This window comes from Mycobacterium sp. Root135 (genome assembly GCF_001426545.1).
Classification (GTDB): domain Bacteria; phylum Actinomycetota; class Actinomycetes; order Mycobacteriales; family Mycobacteriaceae; genus Mycobacterium.
Genome location: NZ_LMEZ01000010.1, coordinates 92,505 through 115,462, shown reverse-complemented (window position 1 = coordinate 115,462; position 22,958 = coordinate 92,505). Strand labels below are relative to the sequence as shown.

Annotated in this window: 22 protein-coding genes; 13 read left to right on the top strand and 9 right to left on the bottom strand. The window is 67.8% G+C overall.

Annotation, left to right across the window (positions count from 1 at the left end):
• Positions 1-1,716, bottom strand: coding sequence for a bifunctional ribonuclease/(p)ppGpp synthase (gene relZ / locus ASD37_RS29400; protein WP_056560360.1), 1,716 nt, complete (start codon positions 1,714-1,716; stop codon positions 1-3).
• Positions 1,717-1,756: 40 nt separating this feature from the next.
• Between relZ and purB the strand changes: the two genes are divergently transcribed.
• Positions 1,757-3,175 (top strand): adenylosuccinate lyase, encoded by a 1,419-nt coding sequence (gene purB, locus ASD37_RS29395; protein ID WP_056560354.1) that lies wholly within the window; start codon positions 1,757-1,759, stop codon positions 3,173-3,175.
• Positions 3,172-4,365, top strand: a complete 1,194-nt coding sequence (locus ASD37_RS29390; RefSeq protein ID WP_056560349.1) for a cytochrome P450 — start codon at positions 3,172-3,174, stop codon at positions 4,363-4,365. The genes purB and ASD37_RS29390 overlap by 4 nt, the downstream gene beginning before the upstream one ends.
• Positions 4,366-4,384: 19 nt before the next feature.
• Here the strand turns inward: ASD37_RS29390 and ASD37_RS29385 are convergent, their stop codons facing one another.
• On the bottom strand, positions 4,385-5,242 hold the full coding sequence (locus ASD37_RS29385) for a type IV toxin-antitoxin system AbiEi family antitoxin domain-containing protein (RefSeq protein WP_056560346.1): 858 nt from the start codon (positions 5,240-5,242) through the stop codon (positions 4,385-4,387).
• 81 nt (positions 5,243-5,323) lie between these two features.
• Complete coding sequence (locus ASD37_RS29380; protein WP_056560343.1) at positions 5,324-5,938, bottom strand: hypothetical protein; 615 nt, start codon at positions 5,936-5,938, stop codon at positions 5,324-5,326.
• A 40-nt stretch (positions 5,939-5,978) separates the two neighbouring features.
• Here ASD37_RS29380 and ASD37_RS29375 point away from each other — a divergent pair, with 40 nt between their 5' ends.
• The 5 genes from ASD37_RS29375 to ASD37_RS29355 all read left to right on the top strand — a co-directional run bounded on the left by ASD37_RS29375 (position 5,979) and on the right by ASD37_RS29355 (position 11,934).
• A complete protein-coding gene (locus ASD37_RS29375; protein WP_056560340.1) occupies positions 5,979-6,869 on the top strand; it encodes a phosphoribosylaminoimidazolesuccinocarboxamide synthase in 891 nt (296 codons plus the stop codon).
• Positions 6,866-8,995 (top strand): S9 family peptidase, encoded by a 2,130-nt coding sequence (locus tag ASD37_RS29370; protein WP_056560337.1) that lies wholly within the window; start codon positions 6,866-6,868, stop codon positions 8,993-8,995. Before ASD37_RS29375 ends, ASD37_RS29370 begins: the two co-directional genes overlap by 4 nt.
• Positions 8,992-9,480 (top strand): glutathione peroxidase, encoded by a 489-nt coding sequence (locus tag ASD37_RS29365; protein ID WP_056560334.1) that lies wholly within the window; start codon positions 8,992-8,994, stop codon positions 9,478-9,480. Before ASD37_RS29370 ends, ASD37_RS29365 begins: the two co-directional genes overlap by 4 nt.
• Positions 9,481-9,550: 70 nt before the next feature.
• Positions 9,551-10,264 carry a DUF2334 domain-containing protein gene (locus tag ASD37_RS29360; protein WP_056560331.1) on the top strand — a complete coding sequence of 238 codons (714 nt, stop codon included), beginning with the start codon at positions 9,551-9,553 and terminating at the stop codon, positions 10,262-10,264.
• Between the two features lie 23 nt (positions 10,265-10,287).
• Positions 10,288-11,934 (top strand): FAD-binding dehydrogenase, encoded by a 1,647-nt coding sequence (locus ASD37_RS29355; protein WP_056560328.1) that lies wholly within the window; start codon positions 10,288-10,290, stop codon positions 11,932-11,934.
• Here ASD37_RS29355 and ASD37_RS29350 read toward each other — a convergent pair.
• Positions 11,931-12,563, bottom strand: a complete 633-nt coding sequence (locus ASD37_RS29350; RefSeq protein ID WP_235568594.1) for a hypothetical protein — start codon at positions 12,561-12,563, stop codon at positions 11,931-11,933. The genes ASD37_RS29355 and ASD37_RS29350 overlap by 4 nt on opposite strands.
• Positions 12,563-13,213 (bottom strand): MBL fold metallo-hydrolase, encoded by a 651-nt coding sequence (locus tag ASD37_RS29345; RefSeq protein ID WP_056560325.1) that lies wholly within the window; start codon positions 13,211-13,213, stop codon positions 12,563-12,565. Before ASD37_RS29345 ends, ASD37_RS29350 begins: the two co-directional genes overlap by 1 nt.
• A gap of 73 nt (positions 13,214-13,286) precedes the next feature.
• Here ASD37_RS29345 and purS point away from each other — a divergent pair, with 73 nt between their 5' ends.
• Entirely contained in the window at positions 13,287-13,526 is a 240-nt protein-coding gene (purS, locus tag ASD37_RS29340) for a phosphoribosylformylglycinamidine synthase subunit PurS (RefSeq protein WP_056560322.1), read from the top strand.
• Positions 13,523-14,197 carry a phosphoribosylformylglycinamidine synthase subunit PurQ gene (purQ, locus tag ASD37_RS29335; RefSeq protein WP_056560318.1) on the top strand — a complete coding sequence of 225 codons (675 nt, stop codon included), beginning with the start codon at positions 13,523-13,525 and terminating at the stop codon, positions 14,195-14,197. The genes purS and purQ overlap by 4 nt, the downstream gene beginning before the upstream one ends.
• Before the next feature lie 21 nt (positions 14,198-14,218).
• On the opposite strand, the gene ASD37_RS29330 is transcribed toward purQ, so the two are convergent.
• The 4 genes from ASD37_RS29330 to ASD37_RS29315 form a co-directional block, all read right to left on the bottom strand.
• Complete coding sequence (locus ASD37_RS29330) at positions 14,219-14,812, bottom strand: sigma-70 family RNA polymerase sigma factor (RefSeq protein ID WP_162253329.1); 594 nt, start codon at positions 14,810-14,812, stop codon at positions 14,219-14,221.
• Between the two features lie 324 nt (positions 14,813-15,136).
• Positions 15,137-15,883, bottom strand: a complete 747-nt coding sequence (locus tag ASD37_RS29325; RefSeq protein WP_056560309.1) for an N-acyl homoserine lactonase family protein — start codon at positions 15,881-15,883, stop codon at positions 15,137-15,139.
• Between the two features lie 9 nt (positions 15,884-15,892).
• Positions 15,893-16,690, bottom strand: a complete 798-nt coding sequence (locus ASD37_RS29320) for a family 1 encapsulin nanocompartment shell protein (protein ID WP_056560306.1) — start codon at positions 16,688-16,690, stop codon at positions 15,893-15,895.
• A complete protein-coding gene (locus ASD37_RS29315; protein ID WP_200960026.1) occupies positions 16,687-17,748 on the bottom strand; it encodes a Dyp-type peroxidase in 1,062 nt (353 codons plus the stop codon). Before ASD37_RS29315 ends, ASD37_RS29320 begins: the two co-directional genes overlap by 4 nt.
• 9 nt (positions 17,749-17,757) lie before the next feature.
• On the opposite strand from ASD37_RS29315, the gene ASD37_RS29310 reads away from it, so the two are divergent.
• The 4 genes from ASD37_RS29310 to purL are packed head-to-tail and all read left to right on the top strand — an operon-like array spanning position 17,758 to position 22,919.
• Positions 17,758-19,023 carry a M18 family aminopeptidase gene (locus ASD37_RS29310; RefSeq protein ID WP_056560298.1) on the top strand — a complete coding sequence of 422 codons (1,266 nt, stop codon included), beginning with the start codon at positions 17,758-17,760 and terminating at the stop codon, positions 19,021-19,023.
• Positions 19,024-19,039: 16 nt separating this feature from the next.
• A complete protein-coding gene (locus ASD37_RS29305) occupies positions 19,040-19,387 on the top strand; it encodes a VOC family protein (RefSeq protein WP_056560295.1) in 348 nt (115 codons plus the stop codon).
• A 22-nt stretch (positions 19,388-19,409) separates the two neighbouring features.
• On the top strand, positions 19,410-20,612 hold the full coding sequence (locus ASD37_RS29300; RefSeq protein ID WP_056560292.1) for a cation:proton antiporter: 1,203 nt from the start codon (positions 19,410-19,412) through the stop codon (positions 20,610-20,612).
• A 33-nt stretch (positions 20,613-20,645) separates the two neighbouring features.
• Positions 20,646-22,919, top strand: coding sequence for a phosphoribosylformylglycinamidine synthase subunit PurL (gene purL / locus ASD37_RS29295; RefSeq protein ID WP_200960032.1), 2,274 nt, complete (start codon positions 20,646-20,648; stop codon positions 22,917-22,919).
• Positions 22,920-22,958: the final 39 nt, after the last annotated feature.

The window sequence follows — 22,958 nt, the reverse complement described above, 5'->3', positions numbered from 1 at the left end:
TCAGGCTGCAGCCGTAAGCTTCTCGAGACGAGCCTGAAGCTGCGCGACCCGGTGCGCGTTGCCGGTGAGTCCCACGTAGCGGTCGCCGTAGCGAGCCAGCAGAGCGTCGTCGAGCCTGCGCACCGCGCCAGCCGGGTAGCGGTAGTCCATCTTCTCGTTGACCGCGTCGGTGTCGAGGCCTGCGAGCAACTCGTCGAGCTCGTCGAGCGAGTCGATCCCGAGCTCCAGCAGCAGTCCCGAGATCCACGCGTAGTGCTCGGTACGCGACCAGCCCGCGTCGGGAAAGCGGTTGCCCAGGTAGGTGGCCAGCACCGGGGTGCCGATGCGCGGATCGTCGGACTGCTCGGACTGCGCCGCAGGAGGTGAGCTCTTCAGACGCTCGCGGATGGCGGAGAACTCCCGGTCGGCCAACTCCAACAACCCCGCCGCGAGGGTGAAGCGCCGGTCCAGATCGGGGGCGTCCTCCTCGGGAATGGAGCCCTTGTAGCGGATGTCGTGCTCGAATTCGGCCCACGCGTGCTGCAACACCGTTCGCACCTGAATGGAGGCGGGCTGCTGCTCGCCCTCGACGGCGACCACGAGGTGTCTGCTGGCGTAACCCCAGCGGCCCTCGCGCGCGGTCTCCTGGCCCATGTCGCGATCGTCGAGGAGCTGCATCTCCTCGGCCAGCAGGTTGGCGACGGTGGTGACGTCGTCGCGCAGGAAGGTGATCACCCGCAGCCCGATCTGGTCGGTGAGCTCGGAAAGCGGATCGGTGTAGAGGCGTCGGCCGTCGACGCTGCGGTCGGCCTTCTCCGCGAAGGACGCCACACTCTTGGTCCGCGCCGTCACGTTCAGATAGTTGATGCCTGCGTCGTCGAGCAGCGTCGTCACCAAATGGAGGTAGCGGTCGGTGGCACCGACGAGCGCCGGTCGCCTGGCGGCGTACTCCGTGATGGCGTCGCGCACCGCGCCCGGCGTCGGCTCGTGCGGCGCCGGGACCAGGTCGGGCGGCAGCGTCGGGGTGATGGTCGCCCCCGTCTCGGCGTCACCGTAGACCGTCACGTCCGCGGGTCTGCGGGTGGCGAACAGAGCGACGTAGGCGCACACGACGGCGTCGACGGGATCTTCGGCCCTGCGCAGGTCGCTCTTGCGCTCGGCGGTCTCCACCGAGTGCCGAAGTGCGATCCAGCCTTCGTCGTCGGTGACCCGCAACGGCGGCGTCGCCTGGGCGAGCGTCTCGATCAGATCCAGCAGCCGCAGCAATTCGGACCGCAACTGCGCGACGCTGCGACCGGGCTTCGACTTGTACTTCAACGTCCGGCCAAGCCGGAACAGCGCCACCGTCGCCGGATGCGGATACACCTCGATGGCCCGCCGCGACGACGACGAATTCGGGTCGATGTCCAGGTCGAGCGCGCTGGCGATGCGGGCCGCCCGCGGGGTCCCGGCGAACTCGGGCTTGCCGGTGTTGGTGGGATGCGCGCCGGCCTCGAACTTCGCGAAGTCGCGGTTGAGCGCTGCCTCGCTGGGCCGTTGACCAGTCGGATTGGTCACCACGAGCGGCGCGTCGAAGGCCACCAGGCAGGCGTCCTCGACGTACGGCCCGATCGCGGCCCTGATGCTGGCGTCGTCCTGCGCAACGCCGACGTAGACCAACCGGCCGTCGTCGTCGACGACGGCGACGCCCGTTGGCTTGCGCTCACCCCACGCGAGGTCCAGGCCGACGAAGTACATCGGTCTAGCTTGCCTCAGCCGGGTCGTAAGCTGTGTATCCGTGACGATTCCGAATGTCCTGGCCACGCGGTACGCCAGCGCGGAGATGGTGGCGATCTGGTCGCCAGAAGCCAAGATCGTCGAGGAACGGCGACTCTGGATCGCCGTCCTTCGCGCGCAGGCCGAGCTCGGCGTGTCGGTGCCCGACGGCGTCATCGCCGACTACGAGCGGGTACTCGAACAGGTCGACCTGGCCTCCATCAACGAACGCGAACGCGTGACGCGCCACGACGTGAAGGCGCGCATCGAGGAGTTCAACGCCCTCGCCGGCCACGAGCACGTGCACAAGGGCATGACGAGCCGCGACCTCACCGAGAACGTCGAGCAGCTGCAGATTCGGCGCTCGCTGCAACTCGTCCACGCTCATGGGGTGGCGGTCGTCGCACGGCTGGCCGAGCGCGCGGAGCTGTACCGCGATCTGGTGATGGCGGGGCGTTCGCACAACGTGGCGGCGCAGGCGACGACGCTCGGCAAGCGGTTTGCCTCGGCCGCCGAGGAGATGCTGATCGCGCTGACCCGGCTCACCGAGCTGATCGACCGCTACCCTTTGCGGGGCATCAAGGGGCCGATGGGCACCGCGCAGGACATGCTCGACCTGTTCGACGGCGACACCGCGCGACTGGCCGAATTGGAGCGCCTCGTCGCCGACTTCTTGGGCTTCACCGACGTCTTCACCAGCGTCGGGCAGATCTATCCGCGCTCGCTGGATCACGACGTGCTCTCGGCGCTGGTCCAGGTCGGAGCGGGACCGTCGTCACTGGCGCACACCATCCGGCTGATGGCGGGCAACGAGCTCGTCACAGAGGGGTTCGCGCCAGGGCAGGTCGGCTCGTCGGCGATGCCGCACAAGATGAACAGCCGGTCCTGCGAGCGGGTCAACGGTCTGCAGGTGGTGCTTCGGGGTTACGCGTCGATGGCCGCCGAACTCGCGGGCGCGCAATGGAACGAGGGCGACGTGTTCTGCTCGGTGGTGCGACGCGTCGCCCTGCCCGACGCGTTCTTCGCCCTCGACGGCCAGATCGAGACGTTCCTGACCGTGCTCGACGAATTCGGCGCCTACCCGGCCGTCATCCAGCGCGAACTCGACCGCTACCTGCCGTTCCTGGCGACCACCCGCATCCTGATCGCCGCCGTGCGGGCAGGCGTCGGGCGGGAAACCGCCCACGAGGTCATCAAGGAACACGCGGTCGCCGTCGCGCTGGCAATGCGCGAACACGGTACGGAGCCAGACCTTCTCGACCGGTTGGCCGCCGACCCGCGGATGCCGCTGGACCGGGCCGCGCTGGATGCGGCGTTGGCAGACAAGGCCGCGTTCACCGGTGCGGCGGGCGCGCAGGCCGACGCGGTCGTGGCGGCGGTCGAGCAGCTGGTGAGCAGGTACCCGGAGGCGGCGGCGTACACCTCGGACGCCATCCTGTGAGCTTGGCGGCGGTGGACTTCACCGACCTGGACAACTTCGCGGCGGGATTCCCGCACGAGCTGTTCGCGGTGCACCGTCGCGACGCCCCCGTCTACTGGCACCAACCCACCGAGCACACCCCCGACGGCGAGGGCTTCTGGTCGGTGGCGACGCACGCGGAAAGCCTTGCTGTGCTTCGTGATCCGTCGACCTTCTCGTCGGAGACCGGTGGCTCCCGGCCCTACGGCGGCACCCTGCTGCAGGACCTGCCGATCGCCGGTCAGGTGCTCAACATGATGGACGACCCGCGGCACGCGCAGATCCGGCGCCTGGTGAGCTCTGGCCTGACGCCACGGATGATCGGGCGCGTCGAGGACGACCTCCGGTCCCGTGCCCGCCGGCTGCTCGACGACGTCGAGCCGGGTCGGCCCTTCGACTTCCTGGTCGACGTGGCCGCGGAACTGCCGATGCAGATGATCTGCATCCTGCTGGGAGTGCCGGAGTCCGAACGGCATTGGCTGTTCCACGCCATCGAACCGCAGTTCGACCTTGCTCGCACGGCGAGTGCGGACGACGGGGCGCGGATGTACGCCTACGGCGCCGAGCTGGTCGCCTCCAAGCGGGCCAACCCGACCGACGACATGCTCTCGATCGTGGCCAACGACGAGGCCTGTGGGCTCAGCGAGCTCGAGCTGTATCTGTTCTTCAGCCTGCTGTTCTCCGCTGGCGCGGAGACCACGCGCAATGCGGTCGCGGGCGGGCTGCTGGCGTTGATCGACCATCCCGAACAGATGCAGCTGTTGCGTTCGTCGCCGTCGCTGCTGCCCACGGCGGTCGAGGAGATGGTGCGGTGGACCTCGCCATCGCCGTCCAAGCGACGGACCGCCACCCGTGACGTGCAGCTCGGCGGATGCGAGGTGAAGGCCGGGCAAAAGGTGCAGATCTGGGAGGGCTCGGCGAACCGCGACTCCTCGGTGTTCGTCGACCCCGACGTCTTCGACGTGACGCGATCGCCCAACCCACACTTGGGTTTTGGGCAGGGTGTGCACTACTGCCTCGGCGCCCATCTCGCGCGTCTGGAGCTGCGGGTGCTGTTCGAGGAGCTGCTGGCGCGGTTCGCGTCGGTGTCGTTGGCGGGGCCCGTCGAGTGGACGCGGAGCAATCGGCACACCGGTATCCGCGCTCTCCCCGCGCGATTTGGGCGTGGTTAGTCGCGGTCGCCGCGACCGATCACGCCGAGATCGCCCGCCGGATCTCGGCAATTACCCGTTCCGGATACTCGGTGAGGTCCAACCAGGTGAATCGTAGGACTTGCCAGCCCAGCAGCATGAGGTGGTTCTGCCGCACCCGGTCCTTCTGAAAAGCCTCTGCATCACTATGGAATGCGAAGCCGTCGGCCTCGAGTGCCACCTTCTCGGCGCGGAAACCTACGTCAACGCAGTAACCGCCGACCGGAAGGTTTGCGACCCAGCCGGTAATGCCTGCGCTCTTGAGCAGCTGTACCAACAAACGTTCGGCCGCCGAGTGCGCGCCTTCGTCTGCCGCGGTGAGCATCCGGCGTGCGCGGGGCGCGCCGTGGCGTCCCTGGTTGCGCAGATGCGCCCGCCACAAGGAGCTCAGCTCGACGTTGTGTTGCAGGGCCGAGTCCAGTATTCGGGCGCCTCCGACTCGCCTGGCGGCGGCTTCGACGACGGTCAGGGGTAGGGCGGTCACCCGCAGACCTCGATCGACGACGACGTCCGCCGCGAGCAGATCACGGCGTCGCACCCGCGAGCCTTCACGGCACCGTCCATTGCTGTCGCGTGGCACGGTCACTTCGACGCTCGCGGGGGCGAATCGCGCGAGTCGCTGCCACCACGCTGCAGCAAGCCCGCTTGCGGTCGCGGACTCCCCGTAGCTCCACACGGCCGCACGAATGCGAGCGTGGTCGGTAAACGGCCTGTCGTCGACGAAGTAGACGCCCGGCGCACACTGGAGCCACGCACCTGATCGCACTCGGCGGTTGACGGCATGCTTGCTCAGCCCGACCTCCTGGGCTTGTGCCAAGGTGACGACCCCGTCGTGTGTCCGCAGTAATTCATTCAGCACGTCTGATCGGACGCGACAGCCGGCCCGAGTGTTCGGTCGCGTCCCGCGCTACCGAACACGCCGAAATCGCGGGGGTGTGAACTACTTGCGGCGGATGCCCGAGGACCGCAACTCGAGGTTCGCCAGGCCCCGGATGGCGATCGCGTCGTCGCGGCGCCAGGCACCGACGGGGTCGATGCTGACCGCCGCGAGCTTCGCCAGCGGGCGGTTGGCCAACGCGCGCAGCGCCAACAACTGCTCACCGGCGGGGGTGGCGGCCAGGGCGAGCGCCGTCCACTTGCGGCGGAAGAACCGGATGCGCAACACCAGCCACGGCAGCGCCACGAACAGGATTGGCGGCGCCGCGACCGCCAAGCCCAGCACCACGGCCAGCCAGGTCGCCGTGGAGTCGAGGCTGTGGCCTGCGCCGGCGATGTCCAAGGCCGCCCGACTGGCGGCCCGCAACGGCTTGCTCAGCGCCTCACCGATCAGGGGGACGTCGTCGGTGCTGTCGCCCGCGGAGTTCAGGTTGTCCGAGACGCCGGTGGCGCCGTCGTTGAGTTGGCGGCCCACCGCGGCGATCGAACTCACCGCGGAGTGGACGGCCAGCCCGACCAGCACCCACACGAAGGTCCACACGACGACGACGGCGTCGCTGGTCAACTGGGCGAGCAGCCGGCCGGGGGTGGTGGCGTACGGCACGTAGCGAGAGCTCATGTGTGTGATCCCAGCACAGATGGACCGATAGTCTTGGCCGATGCGCCCAGCTCTGACCGACTACCAACACCTGGCCAGCGGCAAGGTTCGTGAGTTGTATCGCGTCGACGCCGACCATCTGCTGTTCGTCGCCAGCGATCGCATCTCCGCCTACGACTTCATCCTCGACAGCGAGATCCCCGACAAGGGCCGCATCCTCACCGCGATGAGCGTCTTCTACTTCGACTTCCTGGACACTCCGAATCACCTTGCGGGTCCACCCGACGACGAGCGGATTCCGGCCGAGGTGCTTGGCCGCGCGCTCGTGGTGAAGCAGCTGGAGATGATGCCCGTCGAGTGCGTGGCCCGCGGTTACCTCACCGGATCCGGCATCGTCGACTACCGCGCCACCGGTGCGGTCTGCGGCATCGAGCTCCCCGCCGGGCTCACCGAGGCCAGCAAGTTCGCCGAGCCGCTGTTCACCCCCGCCACCAAGGCCGAGTTGGGCAGCCACGACGAGAACGTCAGCTTCGAGGCGATCGTCGAGGTGGTCGGCCACGAGCGTGCCGCCCAGTTGCGCGACCTCACGCTGGACATCTACCGCGAGGCCGCCGAGCACGCCCTGAGCAAGGGCATCATCATCGCCGACACCAAGTTCGAGTTCGGAGTCGACGAGGACGGTCAGATGGTGCTGGCGGACGAGGTGTTCACCCCAGACTCCTCGCGCTACTGGCGGGCTGACTCGTATGAGGAGGGCGTCGTGCAGGCCAGCTTCGACAAGCAGTTCGTCCGCAACTGGCTGACCGGGCCCGACTCCGGCTGGGATCGCGCCGGTGACACACCCCCGCCAGCACTACCGCCCGACATCGTCGACGCCACCAGGGCGCGTTACATCGATGCATACGAACGCATTTCCGGATTGAAGTTCGCAGACTGGATCGGAGCCAAATGACCGGCACCCCGCCAATTGCCAAGCGCGTCGAGCACCGCCGCGAGCACCACGGCGACGTCTTCGTCGACAACTACGAGTGGCTGCGGGACAAGTCCGACCCCGAGGTGATCGCCTACCTGGAGGCCGAGAACACCTACGCCGACGAGCAGACCGACCACTTGGAGCCGTTGCGGCAGAAGATCTTCGACGAGATCAAGGCCCGCACCAAGGAGACCGACCTGTCGGTGCCCACCCGCCGCGGCGAATGGTGGTACTACGGGCGCAGCGTCGAGGGCAAGCAGTACGGCATCCACTGCCGTTGCCCAGTCGCCGATCTCCGGGACTGGACGCCACCGCAGCTCGACGAGAACGAGCCCGTGCCAGGGGAGCAGGTGCTCCTCGACGAGAACGTCGAAGCCGAGGGCCACGACTTCTTCTCGCTCGGGGCGGCGTCGATCAGCATCGACGGTCACACGCTCGCCTTCTCGGTCGACGTCGTCGGCGATGAGCGATACACGTTGCGCTTCAAGGATTTGCGCACCGGCGAGTTGTACGACGACGTGATCGAGGGCATCGGCGCGGGGGCGACGTGGGCGGCGGACAACCACACCGTCTACTACTCGACGCTCGACGACGCGTGGCGCCCGGACACCATATGGCGCCACCGCCTCGGAGCGGGTGTGCCGGCCACCAAGGTCTTCCACGAGCCCGACGAGCGGTTCTGGGTGGCCGTGGGCCGCAGTCGCAGCGACAAGTACGTGTTCATCGCCGCCGGAAGTTCGGTGACCTCCGAGGTGTTCTACGGCGACGCCGCCGACGGAGAGACCGAGTTCGTCTCGATCCTGCCGCGGCGCGACGGCGTCGAGTACTCGGTCGAGCACGCCGTCGTCGGTGGCGAGGACCGCTTCCTGATCCTGCACAACGACGGCGCCGAGAACTTCATGCTGGTGGAGGCGCCGGTCAGCGATCCGTCGGCGTTCCACACGCTGATCGAACACCGCGCCGACGTCCGCCTCGACGCCGTCGACGCGTTCGATCGCCACCTCGTCGTCAGCTACCGAAGTGACGCGCTGCCGCGAATACAGTTGTGGCGCATCGCCGAAGACGGCACCTACTCTGCGCCAGAGGAGATCACCTTCGAGACGGAGTTGACGTCCTCAGGCCTGTCGGGCAATCCGAACTGGTCGGCGCCGGTGCTTCGGGTGGGGACCACCTCGTTCATCGTTCCGGTGCGTGTCTACGACGTCGACCTGGCGACCGGTGAACGGACCCTGCTGCGCGAGCAGACGGTCCTCGGCGACTATCGGCCCGAGGAGTACGTCGAACGGCGCGACTGGGCACTCGCCCCCGACGGGACGCGGATTCCGCTGTCGGTCATTCACCGTGTGGGCCTGACGTTTCCGGCCCCGACGTTGCTCTACGGCTACGGGGCCTACGAGTCCTGCGAGGACCCGCGGTTCTCGATCGCACGCCTGTCCTTGCTCGACCGGGGGGTGGTGTTCGCCATCGCCCACGTCCGGGGTGGCGGCGAGATGGGCCGGCCGTGGTACGAGCACGGCAAGATGCTCGAGAAGAAGAACACCTTCGTCGACTTCGTAGCCGCTGGAGCACATCTGGTGGGCACCGACGTCACCCGGCCCGAGAACATGGTGGCAATGGGTGGCAGTGCCGGCGGCCTGCTGATGGGTGCCGTGGCGAACATGGCCCCGGAGCTGTTCGCGGGCATCCTCGCGCAGGTGCCGTTCGTCGACGCGCTCACTACGATCCTCGATCCCTCACTGCCGCTGACGGTTACCGAGTGGGACGAGTGGGGCAACCCGCTGGCGAGTGAGGAGGTCTACCGCTACATGAAGTCCTACTCGCCGTACGAGAACGTGGAGGCCAAGGACTATCCGGCGATTCTGGCGATGACGTCGCTCAACGACACCAGGGTGTACTACGTCGAGCCCGCGAAATGGGTTGCGGCGCTGAGGCACAGCAAGACCGATGCCCACCCGGTGCTGTTGAAGACCGAGATGAGCGCCGGCCACGGCGGGATCAGCGGACGCTACGAACGCTGGAAGGAAGCGGCGTTCATGTATGCCTGGGTGCTGGCGACGGCCGACCGGGACCACCACGGCGCCCAGCCGGTAGCGTCACGCCCATGAGCCTCACCGACATCTCGCTGACCACCCTCGACGGCAACCCGACGTCACTGGCCGAATTCTCCGACGGCCCGGTGCTCGTCGTGAACGTCGCCTCCAAGTGCGGTCTGACGCCGCAGTACACCGCGTTGGAACAGCTGGCCAAGGACTACGGCGACCGCGGGCTGACCGTGCTCGGGGTGCCCTGCAACCAGTTCATGGGGCAGGAACCGGGCACCGCAGAAGAGATCCAGAACTTCTGCTCCACCACATACGGCGTGACGTTCCCGCTGCTGGCGAAGGTCGACGTGAACGGGGCCGACCGGCACCCGCTGTACGCCGAGTTGACCAAGGCGGCCGACGCCGAAGGTGAAGCGGGTGACGTGCAGTGGAACTTCGAGAAGTTCCTCCTGGCACCAGGTGGCGAGATCGTCGGCCGCTTCCGGCCGCGAACCGAGCCCGACGCCCCCGAGGTGATCAGCGCCATCGAGGCCGTGCTGCCGCGGTAACCCCAAGACGTCAACTCCCACCCACGCGGACGACACCTTCTGCACACCTGACGTTGCGATACTGCGATGCGTGGCTGGAGAACTGATCGTCTCGATCTCCGGGATTACCGACCGCACGCTGGCCGATGCACAGGCGTTTCGCGACGAACTCGCCGCGCGGAACGTGCCTGCCTCGTTGCTCGTGGCACCCCGTCGCAAGGGCGGCTACCGGCTCGACCGGGACGCGGGCACCGTGGAGTGGCTGACGCGGCGTCGCGCAGAGGGCGATGCCGTCGTCCTGCACGGCTACGACGAGGCCGCCACCAAAAAGCGTCGAGGTGAGTTCGCCAGCCTGCAGGCGCACGAAGCCAACCTACGGCTGATGGGCGCCGACCGCGTCCTCGAGCACCTCGGACTTCGGACGAGGCTGTTCGCCGCACCTGGCTGGACGTGCTCGCAAGGAACTCTCGTCGCGCTGCCCCGCAACGGTTTTCGCCTTGTCGCCGAGCTTGGCGGCATCACCGATCTGGTCCGTGGGACGACGTCGAGGTCCAGGGTCGTCGGCATCGGGGAGGGTTTTCTCACCGAAACCTGGTGGTGTCGGACGCTGGTGCTGTCCGCCGAGCGCACCGCCCGCCGCGACGGGACCGTCCGCGTCGCCGTGTCGGCCGGGCAGCTGCGCCGACCCGGTCCGCGCCAGGCGATGCTTGACGCGGTGGACCTCGCCCTCCTGCACCGATGCGTGCCCGCGGTGTACCGCTGGGCACCAAAGCCGGTGCTGACGGACGTGACGGACGCCGCCTGAGCCGAGGCGGCTAACGTGGCCTCATGGCCGATGTTGACGTCATCGTGGTCGGAGCCGGTCTCGCCGGTCTGGTCGCCGCCTGCGAGGTGCTGGACAAGGGGCGCTCGGTCCTGATCGTCGACCAGGAGAACGCCGACAACCTCGGCGGCCAAGCCTTCTGGTCGTTTGGCGGGCTCTTCTACGTCGACAGTCCCGAACAGCGGCGGCTGGGCATCCGCGACAGCCACGAGCTCGCGCTGCAGGATTGGCTCGGCACGGCAGGATTCGACCGACCCGAGGACCACTGGCCGCGGCAATGGGCGCACGCCTACGTCGACTTTGCGGCGGGGGAGAAGCACAGCTGGTTGCGGGAACGCGGCCTGAAGACCTTCCCCATGGTCGGCTGGGCCGAGCGTGGTGGCTACGACGCCCGTGGGCATGGAAATTCGGTGCCCCGCTTTCACATCGCGTGGGGCACAGGTCCGGCGATCGTCGACGTCTTTGCCCGCCGACTGCTCGCCGCGGGTGCCCGGGTGCGATTCGCCCACCGGCATCGCGTCGACGAACTGATCGTCGACGCCGGCGCGGTCACCGGGGTGAGAGGGGCGGTGCTGGAACCGTCGAGCGCGGCCCGTGGTGTCGCCTCGTCACGAAACATTGTCGGCGAGTTCGAATTTCGGGCGCCCGCAGTCATCGTGGCCAGCGGCGGAATCGGCGGCAACCACGACCTGGTCCGCGAGAATTGGCCGGCCAGGATGGGCAGGGTGCCCAGCCAACTCCTCAGCGGCGTCCCCGCGCACGTCGACGGCAGGATGCTCGGCATCACCGAAGCGGCCGGGGGCAACCTGATCAACCGTGACCGGATGTGGCACTACACCGAGGGCATCACCAACTACGACTCGATCTGGGCCAGCCACGGCATCCGGATTCTGCCGGGACCGTCCTCGATGTGGCTCGACGCAACCGGCCGGCGCCTGCCCCCGCCGCTCTATCCGGGCTTCGACACCCTCGGCACGCTCGAGTACATCGCGAAGACCGGCCACGACTACACCTGGTTCGTCCTCAACGCGCGCATCATCGAAAAGGAGTTCGGCCTTTCGGGGCAAGAGCAAAACCCCGACCTGACCGGGCGCAGTATTCGGCAGGTGCTGTCCCGCGTCAGGCCCGGCGCCCCGGCGCCGGTGCAGAGGTTCGTCGACCGCGGCGTCGACTTCGTCTCGGCGACGACGCTGCGCGACCTCGTCGCCAAGATGAACGACGTCCCCGACGTCGAACGCCTCGACTACGACGTCGTGGCGGCAGAGGTCACCGCTCGCGACCGCGAAGTGGCCAACCGGTACACCAAGGACAGCCAGGTCACCGCCATCCGCGGCGCCCGCAACTACCTACCCGACCGGGTGAGCCGAGTCGTGGCGCCCCACCGGATCACCGATCCGAAGGCGGGTCCGCTCATCGCCGTCAAGTTGCACATCTTGACGCGAAAGTCGTTGGGCGGGTTGGAGACCGACCTCGACTCGCGGGTGCTCAAGGCCGACGGCGCGGCGTTCGACGGCCTGTACGCCGCGGGCGAGGCCGCCGGCTTCGGAGGCGGCGGAGTGCACGGCTACCGGTCGCTGGAGGGCACCTTCCTCGGCGGCTGCGTGTTCTCGGGTCGGGCCGCTGGCCGGGCGGCGGTGCGGGACAACGGTTAGCGGGCGGGCAGGTCGATCGTCGTCGTCACCGACACCATCTGAGGTGTCTTCGGCGCCGAGGAGAAGCCGAACCGGACGGGCGGGTCCAGCGGTGCGAGCCCGTCAAGGTCGACGCCGCGAAAGGTGCCGTCCACCAATATGATTCGTCTGCTCCGCTGTACGCCGTAATATTCTCGGCGGCCGTTGCCCGCAGAGCCGTACGTACGCACCCCCGGAATCAAGCGGGACGCGACGGGGTCGACGACCCGCAGCCACGCCGGCGCCGTGGCGAGCCGGCCCGGCACCAGCCTCAGCAGTCGGTCGAACGGTGCAGGCCCTCCCAATCTGCCCGCCAGGACGAGTCCCGGCGCCGCCACCGAGAAGGCGCCGGCCACGTGGTCCACGCTGACCGGGCCGATCTCGGTGGAGTCGAAGGTGTATGTGGCCGAGACGAATTCGGCGATCTCTTCGGACGGTGCCAGCAAGGTGCGATGCCCGTCGGCCGACTCCACCATCACGTCGGCGAAGCGACCGAACGGAGACTCCAGCCACGATCCGATCACCATTCGGACGCCCGCGCCCGTCCCGATGCCGGCGATGTACCCGGTGAACGTCAGTCGTCGCCCCGTGTCATTACCCCGCCACCCCACTAAATCTCCGTACCGTTCTCCTCCTCCAGGACTCTGAAGTCGGTGTCGGTCATCTCCGACAGGCGCCCGTAGTAGATGCCGCGGGCTTCCTTGGCCACCACCGCCTGGTGGATCGGCACGGCCCGCGTCGGGGCGACCGCCCGCAGGTAGTCCACCGCCTCGGAGATCCTCATCCAGGGCGCCGCGGCCGGGGTCGCCAACACCTCGACGGGCTCACCGGGCGCGTACAGCGCGTCGCCGGGGTGCATCAGCCGGGCCGGATGCCCTTGGTCGCCGATGAGGTACGACACGTTGTCGATGACCGGGATCTCGGGGTGGATGACCGCGTGAGTACCGCCGACGCCGCGGACCGCGAGGTGGCCGACGGTGAACGCGTCGCCGGCGTTGACGGCCTGCCACGCGCCGCCGAGTTGGGCGGCCGTCATGGGGTCGGCGTACAGCACAGCCTGCGGATTGGCGTCCAACAGTGCAGGTAGGCGCTCTACGTCGACGTGGTCGGGGTGTTGGTGGGTGACCAGGATCGCCGACAGCCCCGTGACTCCCTCGAAGCCGTGGGAGAAGGTGCCCGGGTCGAACAGCACTGTGGTTTCTGAGTCGCCCTCGCGAAAGCTCGCTAGCAGGCAGGAGTGGCCGAAGTGCGTCAGTTGCATGGCTCCATTGTGACCCGATACGTGCCGGTAGAGTGAGCCCCGAGCAATCAACTTCTCAGAACAGGAGCCGCGCGTGGCCCGCGTCGTAGTGCACGTGATGCCCAAAACGGTGATCCTCGACCCCCAGGGTCAGGCGATCGTCGGAGCCTTGGGCCGCCTCGGCGTGTCAGGCGTCTCAGATGTCAGGCAGGGCAAGCGATTCGAGTTGGAGGTCGACGACAGCGTGAGTGACGAGACGCTGTCCGAAATCGCCGAGTCGCTGCTCGCCAACACCGTGATCGAAGACTGGACCGTGACCCGGGAGGAAGGGTGACCGCCAAGGTTGGCGTCGTCACGTTCCCCGGGACGCTCGACGACGTCGACGCCGCCCGTGCCGTCCGTCTGGCCGGGGCGGAGTCGGTCAATCTTTGGCACGCCGACGCCGACCTCAAGGGCGTCGACGCGGTCGTGGTTCCCGGTGGGTTCTCCTACGGTGACTACCTGCGTTGCGGAGCGATCGCCAAGTTTGCGCCCGTGATGGGTGAGGTCGTCGCGGCGGCGGGACGCGGCATGCCGGTCCTCGGCATCTGCAACGGCTTCCAGGTTCTCTGCGAAGCCGGCCTGCTGCCAGGTGCGCTGACCCGCAACGCCGGTCTGCACTTCGTCTGTCGCGACGTGTGGCTGGAGGTGGCGTCGACGTCGTCGGCGTGGACCACCCGCTACGAGAAGGGCGCCGACCTGCTGGTGCCGCTGAAGTCCGGCGAGGGCCGCTTCGTGGCATCCGAAGACGTGCTCGACGAGTTGGAGGGCGAGGACCGCGTCGTCTTCCGCTACCGAGAGAACCTCAACGGGTCGCTGCGCAACATCGCCGGCATCAGCTCGCCCAACGGCCGGGTCGTCGGCCTCATGCCGCACCCCGAGCACGCCACCGAGGCACTGACCGGTCCGTCCGACGACGGGTTGGGGCTGTTCTACTCCGCGCTGGATGCGGTGCTCGCGGCGTAGTTGCCGATCCGTCTGCTTGGCTCAGGCAGTCCTCCGCGCCTCGTGGTCATCGGCGCAGCAGCGCTCAGTCAGTCTGGCGCGCAGTTCGCGTCGACCTCGGAAGAGGCGCGAACCCACTGTGCCGACCGGAATCTGGAGCATCTCGGCAACCTCGGTGTTGCGATAACCCTGTACGTCGGCGTAGTAGACGATCTCGCGCAAGTTGGGCGGAAGGTTACTCAGCGCAACCTCCGCGTCGCCAGGAACCAGCTTCACCACCTCTGACTCTGCGGACGGCAGACTGCCCATGACGGCGGCCTGGCTGGCCGTCTGTGGGTCGGTCAGATCGCCGTGGAGGTGCTCGGCCGGGCGGCGCAGCGACAACCGGTGCCGGTCCACCCACGTGTTCGCCATGATGCGATACAGCCACGCCTTGACGTTCGATCCCTCTCGGAACGTCGCGAACGACACGTAGGCCTTGATCATGGTCTCCTGCACCAGGTCCTCGGCATCTGACCGGTGGTGGGTCAATCCGATGGCGTGACCGAACAGATGGCCCGAGTGGGGGATGACCTCATTGTTGAATCTGGCGGCCAGCACCTGGTCGCCGGGCAACGCGTCTGTTTCGGCGCTCACGGACGGATCTGAACGCAGCATCGGCCGGTCCCCTTCGAGGTGTCCGCCCCCCTGTGAAGGGTGGCGGCGAGTGCAAGCGTCTCGGTGCCGACGTGGTGGACCCACTGATGTTGGGGGACAACCAGACAACTAACCGGACGCGCAGCTCGGATGAAGCGGGCGCGCTGAGTCGACTTCGGCGTTGGAGTCGATCGGCACCTGCCTTGACGAATTGAATGTTCGTCGCAGCTGCTGGTTCTCGCGTGAAGATTCCGTGGAGATCGGATGGAGATCGACGGGGCCGTGGCCCGACTCGCTACCGTCTGGCGCCGTCGATGCGGCTCGTCAGCCCGCCGACCTCCACGCAACGCCTTGCTCAAGCGTCGCCCAGAAGTCCGGGTCGTGACCGTAGAACACGCTGGCGCCCTGGTCGCGCAAGGTTCGCAGGGCCCCCAGCGACTGGCGGTAGAGCTCTTCGTCGTTGGCGTGGTCGGGCAGCCGCATCTCGTCCATCGACCGCCTCAGATTGCAGGCGTCACCCGTCAGCACGACGTCTCCCGTCGGGGTGCGCACCAGCGCGGACTGATGGCCGGGGGTGTGCCCCGGGGTGGGGATCAGCTGTACGGATCCGTCGCCGAACAGATCGAGATGACCGTCGACCAACATCACGTTCTGCCCCGTGTCGAATTCGGGACGGTGATAGGCGAAATCATCTGACACGTGGGCGAATTCCCATTCCTCACGCTGCACGACGACCGTCGCATCCGGCACGAAGGCGTTGCCGCCCGCGTGGTCGGAGTGCAGATGCGAGTTGACCAGGTAGCGGATTTCACCGGGGTCGACCGCCAACGCCCGAAGGCGGGCGTCCACGCAGGCGTCGTCCTCGAGGTCCACCCGGCCGTCGACGGGCGTCCCGGTGGGCCTGCGGAAGCGTGCCCCCAGCCCGGCGTCGAACAGCACGCGTCCGTCCGGATGGTTGATCAGGTACGCCGGTACCGGCACGGTGAGCTCATCGGGCTCACCGGCGAGGAAGAACGCGGTGGGCAGGGTCAACAACCCACAGGTGAGGGGGACGAGCGCGTCGACGACCACGTGTCCAAGTTACGGGGTCAGCGCGACCGACGCCTCCGCCGTGTAGCAGAGGAACGTCAGCGTCTCCTCGAGGTACAGCTGCACGCTTTGTGCGTCGTGCGACAGGTAGCCGATCGACACGTCGGTGCCCAGCTGGAGGTCGAAGTCGCCGCCGCGGGTGGACAGCACGAACGCACCGTCAATCGCTGGTGCCCAGATGATTTCGCCGTCGACGAGCCGGTTGAGGTGCTCGCGGATCGGATAGCCGTGGGCGGTGGTCTCGCTGACCTGGGTGTAGACGTCGGCGGACAGCAACACGCAGTACGGACCGTCGACGCCGGCCAGCCGAAGTTCGGACAGCGCCTGGGAGATGACGTCGGGGATCTCCTTGGGGTCCGACGGCAGCGCAAGAGCGGTGTTGGAGCTGCACTTGCGGATGCCGTCGATGGACGCGTCCTTGTACCCCTCGAAGATCGCCCGGTCCTCGGCGAACGCCAACTGCTTCGCGGCTGCCTTCACCGGGTCCCAGTCGGAGTCCTGCGAGCCGCGCTCCACGTCGTCGATGTCGGTGCGGGCGATGGTGAACGGCGCGCGAAGCCGTACCAGCGGCCGACTTTCGCGGAGGTGTGCCACGACGCCGTCGCCGGGAGGTGCGACGTCGACGAGGTGGCCGGTGCTCACCGAGGCCTTCGTCGGACCGCCGGGTGCGCTGACGTCGACGACGCGTCGTCCGGCGATGTGGCGCTTGAAGGTTCGGGTGGCCTCCTGTTCGATCTCGCCCCAGGCTTCGTCAGTGATCGGTGCCAGTTCGCGGTAGTGGTTGTTCATTGGGGTTGTCCTTTCAAACTGCCGATCGACAGGGAGCCGGTGGAAGTGGGGGCTGCGGAAGTGGTTGCGGCCGAGTCCATTTCGGGCAACGGCGGCGGGTCGTCGAGGAAGTCCGCCGTCGGAACGAAGAACATGGTGCCCGTGACGGCGGTGGAGAAGTCGAGGATGCGGTCGGTGTTGCCCGGCGGGTCGCCGATGAACATGTTGCGCAGCATCCGTTCGGTGACCGTGGGAGTCCGTGAGTAGCCGATGTAGTACGTGCCGAACTCGGCCTTGCCGACTTCGCCGAAGGGCATGTTGTGCCGCAGGATCTTGAGCTCGTTGCCCTCGTCGTCGGTGATCACGTTGAGGGCCAGGTGCGAGTTCGGGGGTTTCACGTCGTCGGCGAGCTCGATGTCGTCGAGCTTGGTGCGGCCGATCACCCGCTCCTGAGCTTCGGTGGTCAGCGCGTTCCACGAGCTCATGTCGTGGAGGTACTTCTGCACGTGGACGTAGCTTCCGCCGGCAAAGTCGGGGTCTTCGTCGCCGATCTGGGTGGCGTTCACGGCGATTGGGCCGTCGGGGTTCTCGGTCCCGTCGACGAACCCCATCAGGTCGCGGTTGTCGAAGAACTTGAAGCCGTGCACTTCGTCGACGACGGTGATGGCTCCTGCCATCGCGTCGACGATCCGCCCGGCCAGCTCGAAGCAGACGTCGAGGGAGTTCGCGCGGATGTGGAACAACAGGTCGCCCGGAGTCGACGGCGCGTGGTGGCGGGGGCCGTCGAGTGCGACGAAGGGGTGCAGTTCCGCGGGGCGCGGACCGGAGAAGAGTCGACCGAACGCGTCGGAACCGATGGACGTCACCGTCGACAGCTGCTTGCTCGGATCGCGAAAGCCGATCGCCCGCACCAAACCCGAGATGTCGCCGAGCGCGTCGTGGACGACGTCCTCGCCGCCCTCGTCGACGGTGGCGACGAGGAAGATGGCGGCGGGAGTCAGGGGCGCCAGCACCTTCTGCGGCTGCGGATCGGACACATCAGGGACCCTAGCGTCAAGATCACCAACGGCACCGGTCAAGATGAAAAGATGGCAGCTAGCCCCCAGGGATTGTGCGACTTCATCGACGCCTCGCCGTCGCCGTTCCACGTGTGCGCGACCGTGGCCGATCGTCTACGCGCGGCCGGGTACCTCGAACTGTCGGAGGGGGAGCCCTGGCCGTCGGGCAGTGAGGGCCACGAGGGCTACTTCACCGTCCGCGCCGGTTCGCTCGTCGCCTGGAAGGCCGCCGCCGACGGCGCACCGTTCCGCATCGTCGGCGGCCACACCGACAGCCCCAATTTGCGCGTCAAACAGCACCCGGACCGGGTCGTGGCCGGCTGGCAGGTGGTCGCGCTTGAACCGTATGGCGGAGCATGGCTGAACTCGTGGCTGGACCGCGACCTCGGGATCAGCGGCAGACTGTCGGTCCGGAAGGGAAATGCGGTCGAGGACGTGCTGGTGCGCGTCGACGATCCGGTCCTTCGGGTGCCGCAGTTGGCCATCCACCTGTCGGATGACCGCAAGGGTGTCGAGCTGAATCCGCAGCGCCACGTCAACGCCGTGTGGGGTGTCGGCGACCGGGTGCGCCCGTTCGTCGACTGGGTCGCCGAGCGCGCGGGCGTCGACCCCGGCGGGGTGCTGGCGGCCGACCTGATGACCCACGACCTGACGCCGTCGACGCTGGTTGGCGCCGACCGCGACCTCGTCAGCGCGCCACGCCTGGACAACCAGGGCACCTGTTACGCCGGCTTGGAGGCGTTCCTGGCTGCCGACGCGCGGGGCTACGTGCCCGTGCTGGCGCTGTTCGACCACGAGGAGGTCGGGTCGACGTCGGATCACGGCGCGCAGTCTGAACTGTTGCCCACGGTGCTGGAGCGAATCGCCCTGACCGGCGGCGACGGGCGCGAGGGCTTTCTGCGTCGCCTCTCCGGCTCGATGGTGGCCTCGGGGGACATGGCCCACGCCACCCACCCCAACTACCCGGAGCGGCACGAACCCGGCCACCTCATCGAGGTGAACGGCGGACCGGTGCTGAAGGTCCACCCAAACCTTCGCTACGCCACCGACGGCAGGACGGCTGCCGCCTTCGCCCTGGCCTGCGCGCAGGCCGGAGTGCCGCTGCAGCGATACGAGCATCGTGCCGATCTGCCCTGCGGGTCGACGATCGGGCCGATGACGGCGGCCCGCACCGGAATCCCGACCGTCGACGTGGGTGCCGCCCAATTGGCCATGCACTCGGCCCGCGAATTGATGGGTGCGCGCGACGTGCACGCCTATTCCGTCGCATTGCAGGCCTTCTTGTCTCCGGTGTGAATTACCTTCTTCAGGCATGAGTCTCGAGATTGCGACCGTGACGTTCGATTGCGCGGATCCCGACGCGCTCGCCGCGTGGTGGGCGGGGCTGTTGGGAAGTGAGGTCAACGCGGTCGTGCCTGGCGAGTTCGTCCTGGTGCCCCGCGAGGGCGGCACGACCCTTGGCTTTCAGCGGGTGCCCGACCCGACGCCCGGCAAGAACAGGGCACACCTCGACCTGCATGCCGCCGACATGGAGGCTGAGGTGGCCAGGGCCGTCGAACTCGGCGCCAGGGAGGTCGAACGCAACAGCTTCGGCGACGACTTCCGGTGGGTGGTGCTCGCGGACCCGGATGGCAATGCGTTCTGCATAGCGGGCGGATAGCTCACCGGGCAGGATCACCCACGTGTTGCTGTCGCTGATCGCCATCTCGCTCCTGCTTGCCGTCTGGGCCCTCTTGGCCCGGGGCATGGAGAAGTGGCGCATCACGCCCCCGCTCTTCCTCCTCCTGGCCGGTGCCGTCGTCGAGTACACGACTCACGGCTCGCTCGCCGACACGCTCAACTCCGAGACCGCCGAGCAGGCCGCCAAGATCGTCCTGGCGGTCCTGTTGTTCGTCGACGCCAATGCAATGCGCGCCGGGCTGTTCGGTGAGCACCCACGCTCGGCCGCCCGAGTGCTGTTCGTGGCGTTGCCGCTCAGCGTGGGCATCGCCGTCCTGCTCGGCCTGTGGCTGCTGCCCGGCCTGTCGTTGGCGACGGTCGTCGTCATCGCTTGCATCGTGGTGCCGATCGACTTCGCCCCCGCGCAGTGGATCGTGCGACACCGCGAGGTGCCTCATCGGGTGAGCGATCTGCTCAACGTCGAGGCCGGGCACAACGACGGCATCCTGTCGCCGATCTTCCTCTTCGCCCTCGCCGTGGCCGATCAGCACGTCGAGGCAGGCTCGGTGTGGGACGAGCTTGGCGAAGCGTTGCCCCACTCGGCGAAGGCGATCCTGGTCGGGGTCCTGGTGGGCGCCGGGCTTGCTCTCGGCGCAAATCTTGCCGAGCGCAAGAACCTGATGACCGATCAGTCCCGGCGGATGTTGGTGGTGGCCGCGCCGGCCGCGGCCTACACACTCGCCATCTGGTGGCACGGCAACGGCTTCGTCGCCGCGTACCTGTGTGGGGTGGCGTACCACTACTACCGGCAATCGAGTGACGCCGAGCGTGAGCTGGAGCTGCTCGAGGACCTCGGCTTCCTGCTGACGTCCCTGATGTGGTTCGTCTTCGGCGGTGTGATTCTGATCGCCTACTGGCGTGCCGACCTCACCGTCGGCATCGTGGTGTTCTGCCTCTTGGCGCTGACACTGGTGCGGATGCTGCCCGTCCTACTCGCCATGTTCGGTTCGAAGTTCAGTTGGCGGGAACGGGTGATGCTTGGCGGCCTTGGTCCACGCGGCGCCGCGGTGATCGTCTTCGGGCTGTTGGCCTACAACGTGCTCGACCCGCCCGACGAGAACACCATCTTGTTGGTCGTGGTCGTCGTGGTGCTCGGCAGCGTCGTTTTGCACGGTTTTGGGGGCCCCATCGCGGCGCGGGCACTCGCCGGTCGGCAGAGCGAATAAACTACTGAGGTGACATCCGCGTACTCCCACGAAGTGGACAGTGTCGAGCAAGCTTCTACTACCCCCGATCAGCCGCAGCCATTCCGTGAGCTCGGCCTGAAGGACGACGAGTACCAGCGGATTCGTGGCATTCTCGGACGTCGGCCCACCGACGCCGAGCTGGCCATGTACTCGGTGATGTGGAGCGAACACTGCTCCTACAAGTCTTCGAAGGTGCACCTGCGCTACTTCGGCGAGACGACGACCGACGAGATGAAGGCCGGCATGCTGGCCGGCATCGGCGAGAACGCCGGCGTCGTCGACATCGGCGACGGCTGGGCGGTGACGTTCAAGGTCGAATCGCACAACCACCCGTCCTACGTCGAGCCGTATCAGGGCGCGGCCACCGGCGTGGGCGGCATCGTCCGCGACATCATGGCCATGGGCGCGCGCCCGGTCGCGGTGATGGATCAGCTGCGCTTCGGCCCCGCCGACGCACCCGACACCCGGCGGGTCCTCGACGGCGTCGTGCGCGGCGTCGGCGGCTACGGCAACTCCCTCGGCCTGCCCAACATCGGCGGCGAGACGATCTTCGATCCGTCCTACGCGGGCAACCCGCTGGTGAACGCGCTGTGCATCGGCGTGCTCCGCAAGGAGGACCTGCACCTCGCCTTCGCATCCGGTACCGGCAACAAGATCATCCTGTTCGGCGCCCGCACCGGCCTCGACGGCATCGGTGGTGTCTCGGTGCTCGCGTCGGAGACCTTCGGCGGCGACGAGGGCGAGGGCCCCGGCCGCAAGAAGCTGCCGTCGGTCCAGGTCGGCGACCCCTTCATGGAGAAGGTGCTCATCGAGTGCTGCCTCGAGCTGTACGCGGCGGGCTTGGTGATCGGCATCCAAGACCTTGGTGGCGCCGGATTGTCTTGCGCCACTTCTGAACTCGCATCGGCCGGCGACGGCGGCATGTCGATCGAACTCGACAAGGTGCCGCTGCGGGCCAAGTTCATGACCCCCGCGGAGGTGCTGTCCAGCGAGTCGCAGGAACGCATGTGCGCGGTCGTGGCTCCCGAGAACGTCGACGCGTTCATGGCCGTGTGCCGCAAGTGGGAGGTGCTGGCCACCGTCATCGGCGAGGTGACCGACGGCGACCGGCTGCAGATCACCTGGAACGGCGAGACCGTCGTCGACGTGCCCCCGAGGACCGTCGCGCACGAGGGTCCGGTCTACGAGCGGCCCGTCCAGCGGCCCGACACGCAGGATGCCCTCAACGCCGACACGTCGGCGTCGATCCCGCGCCCGTCCACCGGTGACGAGTTGCGCGAGACGCTGCTGAAACTCCTTGGCAGCCCGCACCTGTGCAGCCGGGCCTTCATCACCGAGCAGTATGACCGCTACGTCCGCGGCAACACCGTGCTCGCCGAACACGCCGACGGTGGCGTGCTCCGCATCGACGAGGCCACCGGTCGCGGCGTCGCGATCTCCACCGACGCGTCCGGCCGTTACACGTTCCTCGACCCGTACACCGGTGCCCAGCTGGCGCTGGCGGAGGCCTATCGCAACGTCGCGGTCACCGGTGCCACCCCGGTCGCCGTCACCAACTGCCTCAACTTCGGCTCTCCCGAGGACCCGGGCGTGATGTGGCAGTTCTCGCAGGCCGTCCGCGGCTTGGCGGATGGCTGTGCGGCCCTTGGCATCCCGGTCACCGGTGGCAACGTGAGCTTCTACAACCAGACCGGCACCACGCCGATCCTTCCGACTCCGGTGGTCGGCGTCCTCGGCGTCTTGGAGGACGTCAAGCGACGCGTCCCTACGGCGTTCGGCGCCGAGCCCGGTGAGACGTTGATCCTGTTGGGCGACACCTACGACGAGTTCGACGGGTCCGTCTGGGCTCAGGTCACCGCAGACCACCTCGGCGGCGTACCGCCCAAGGTGGACCTGGCTCGCGAGCAGTTGCTCGCCGAGGTGCTGGTGTCGGCGTCGCGGGACGGTTTGATCTCCGCGGCGCACGACCTGTCCGAGGGCGGCCTCATCCAAGCCGTCCTGGAATCTGCGCTCGCCGGCGAAACCGGTTGTCGGCTCATCCTTCCGGAGGGCGCAGACCCCTTCGTGACCTTGTTCTCCGAGTCCGCGGGGCGGGTGGTCGTCGCCGTCCCGCGCACCGAGGAGAGCCGATTCCGTGCCATGTGCGAGGCGCGCGGACTGCCCGCCGAACGCATCGGCGTCGTCGACGAAGGCAGCACGTCCATCGAGGTCCAGGGTCAGTTCAGCGTGAGTCTCGACGAATTGCGCAGCACGTCGGAGGGCGTGCTTCCCGGACTGTTCGGGTGAGTGGCGAAACCTCAACCGTCACCGGCGAACTCATCGCCG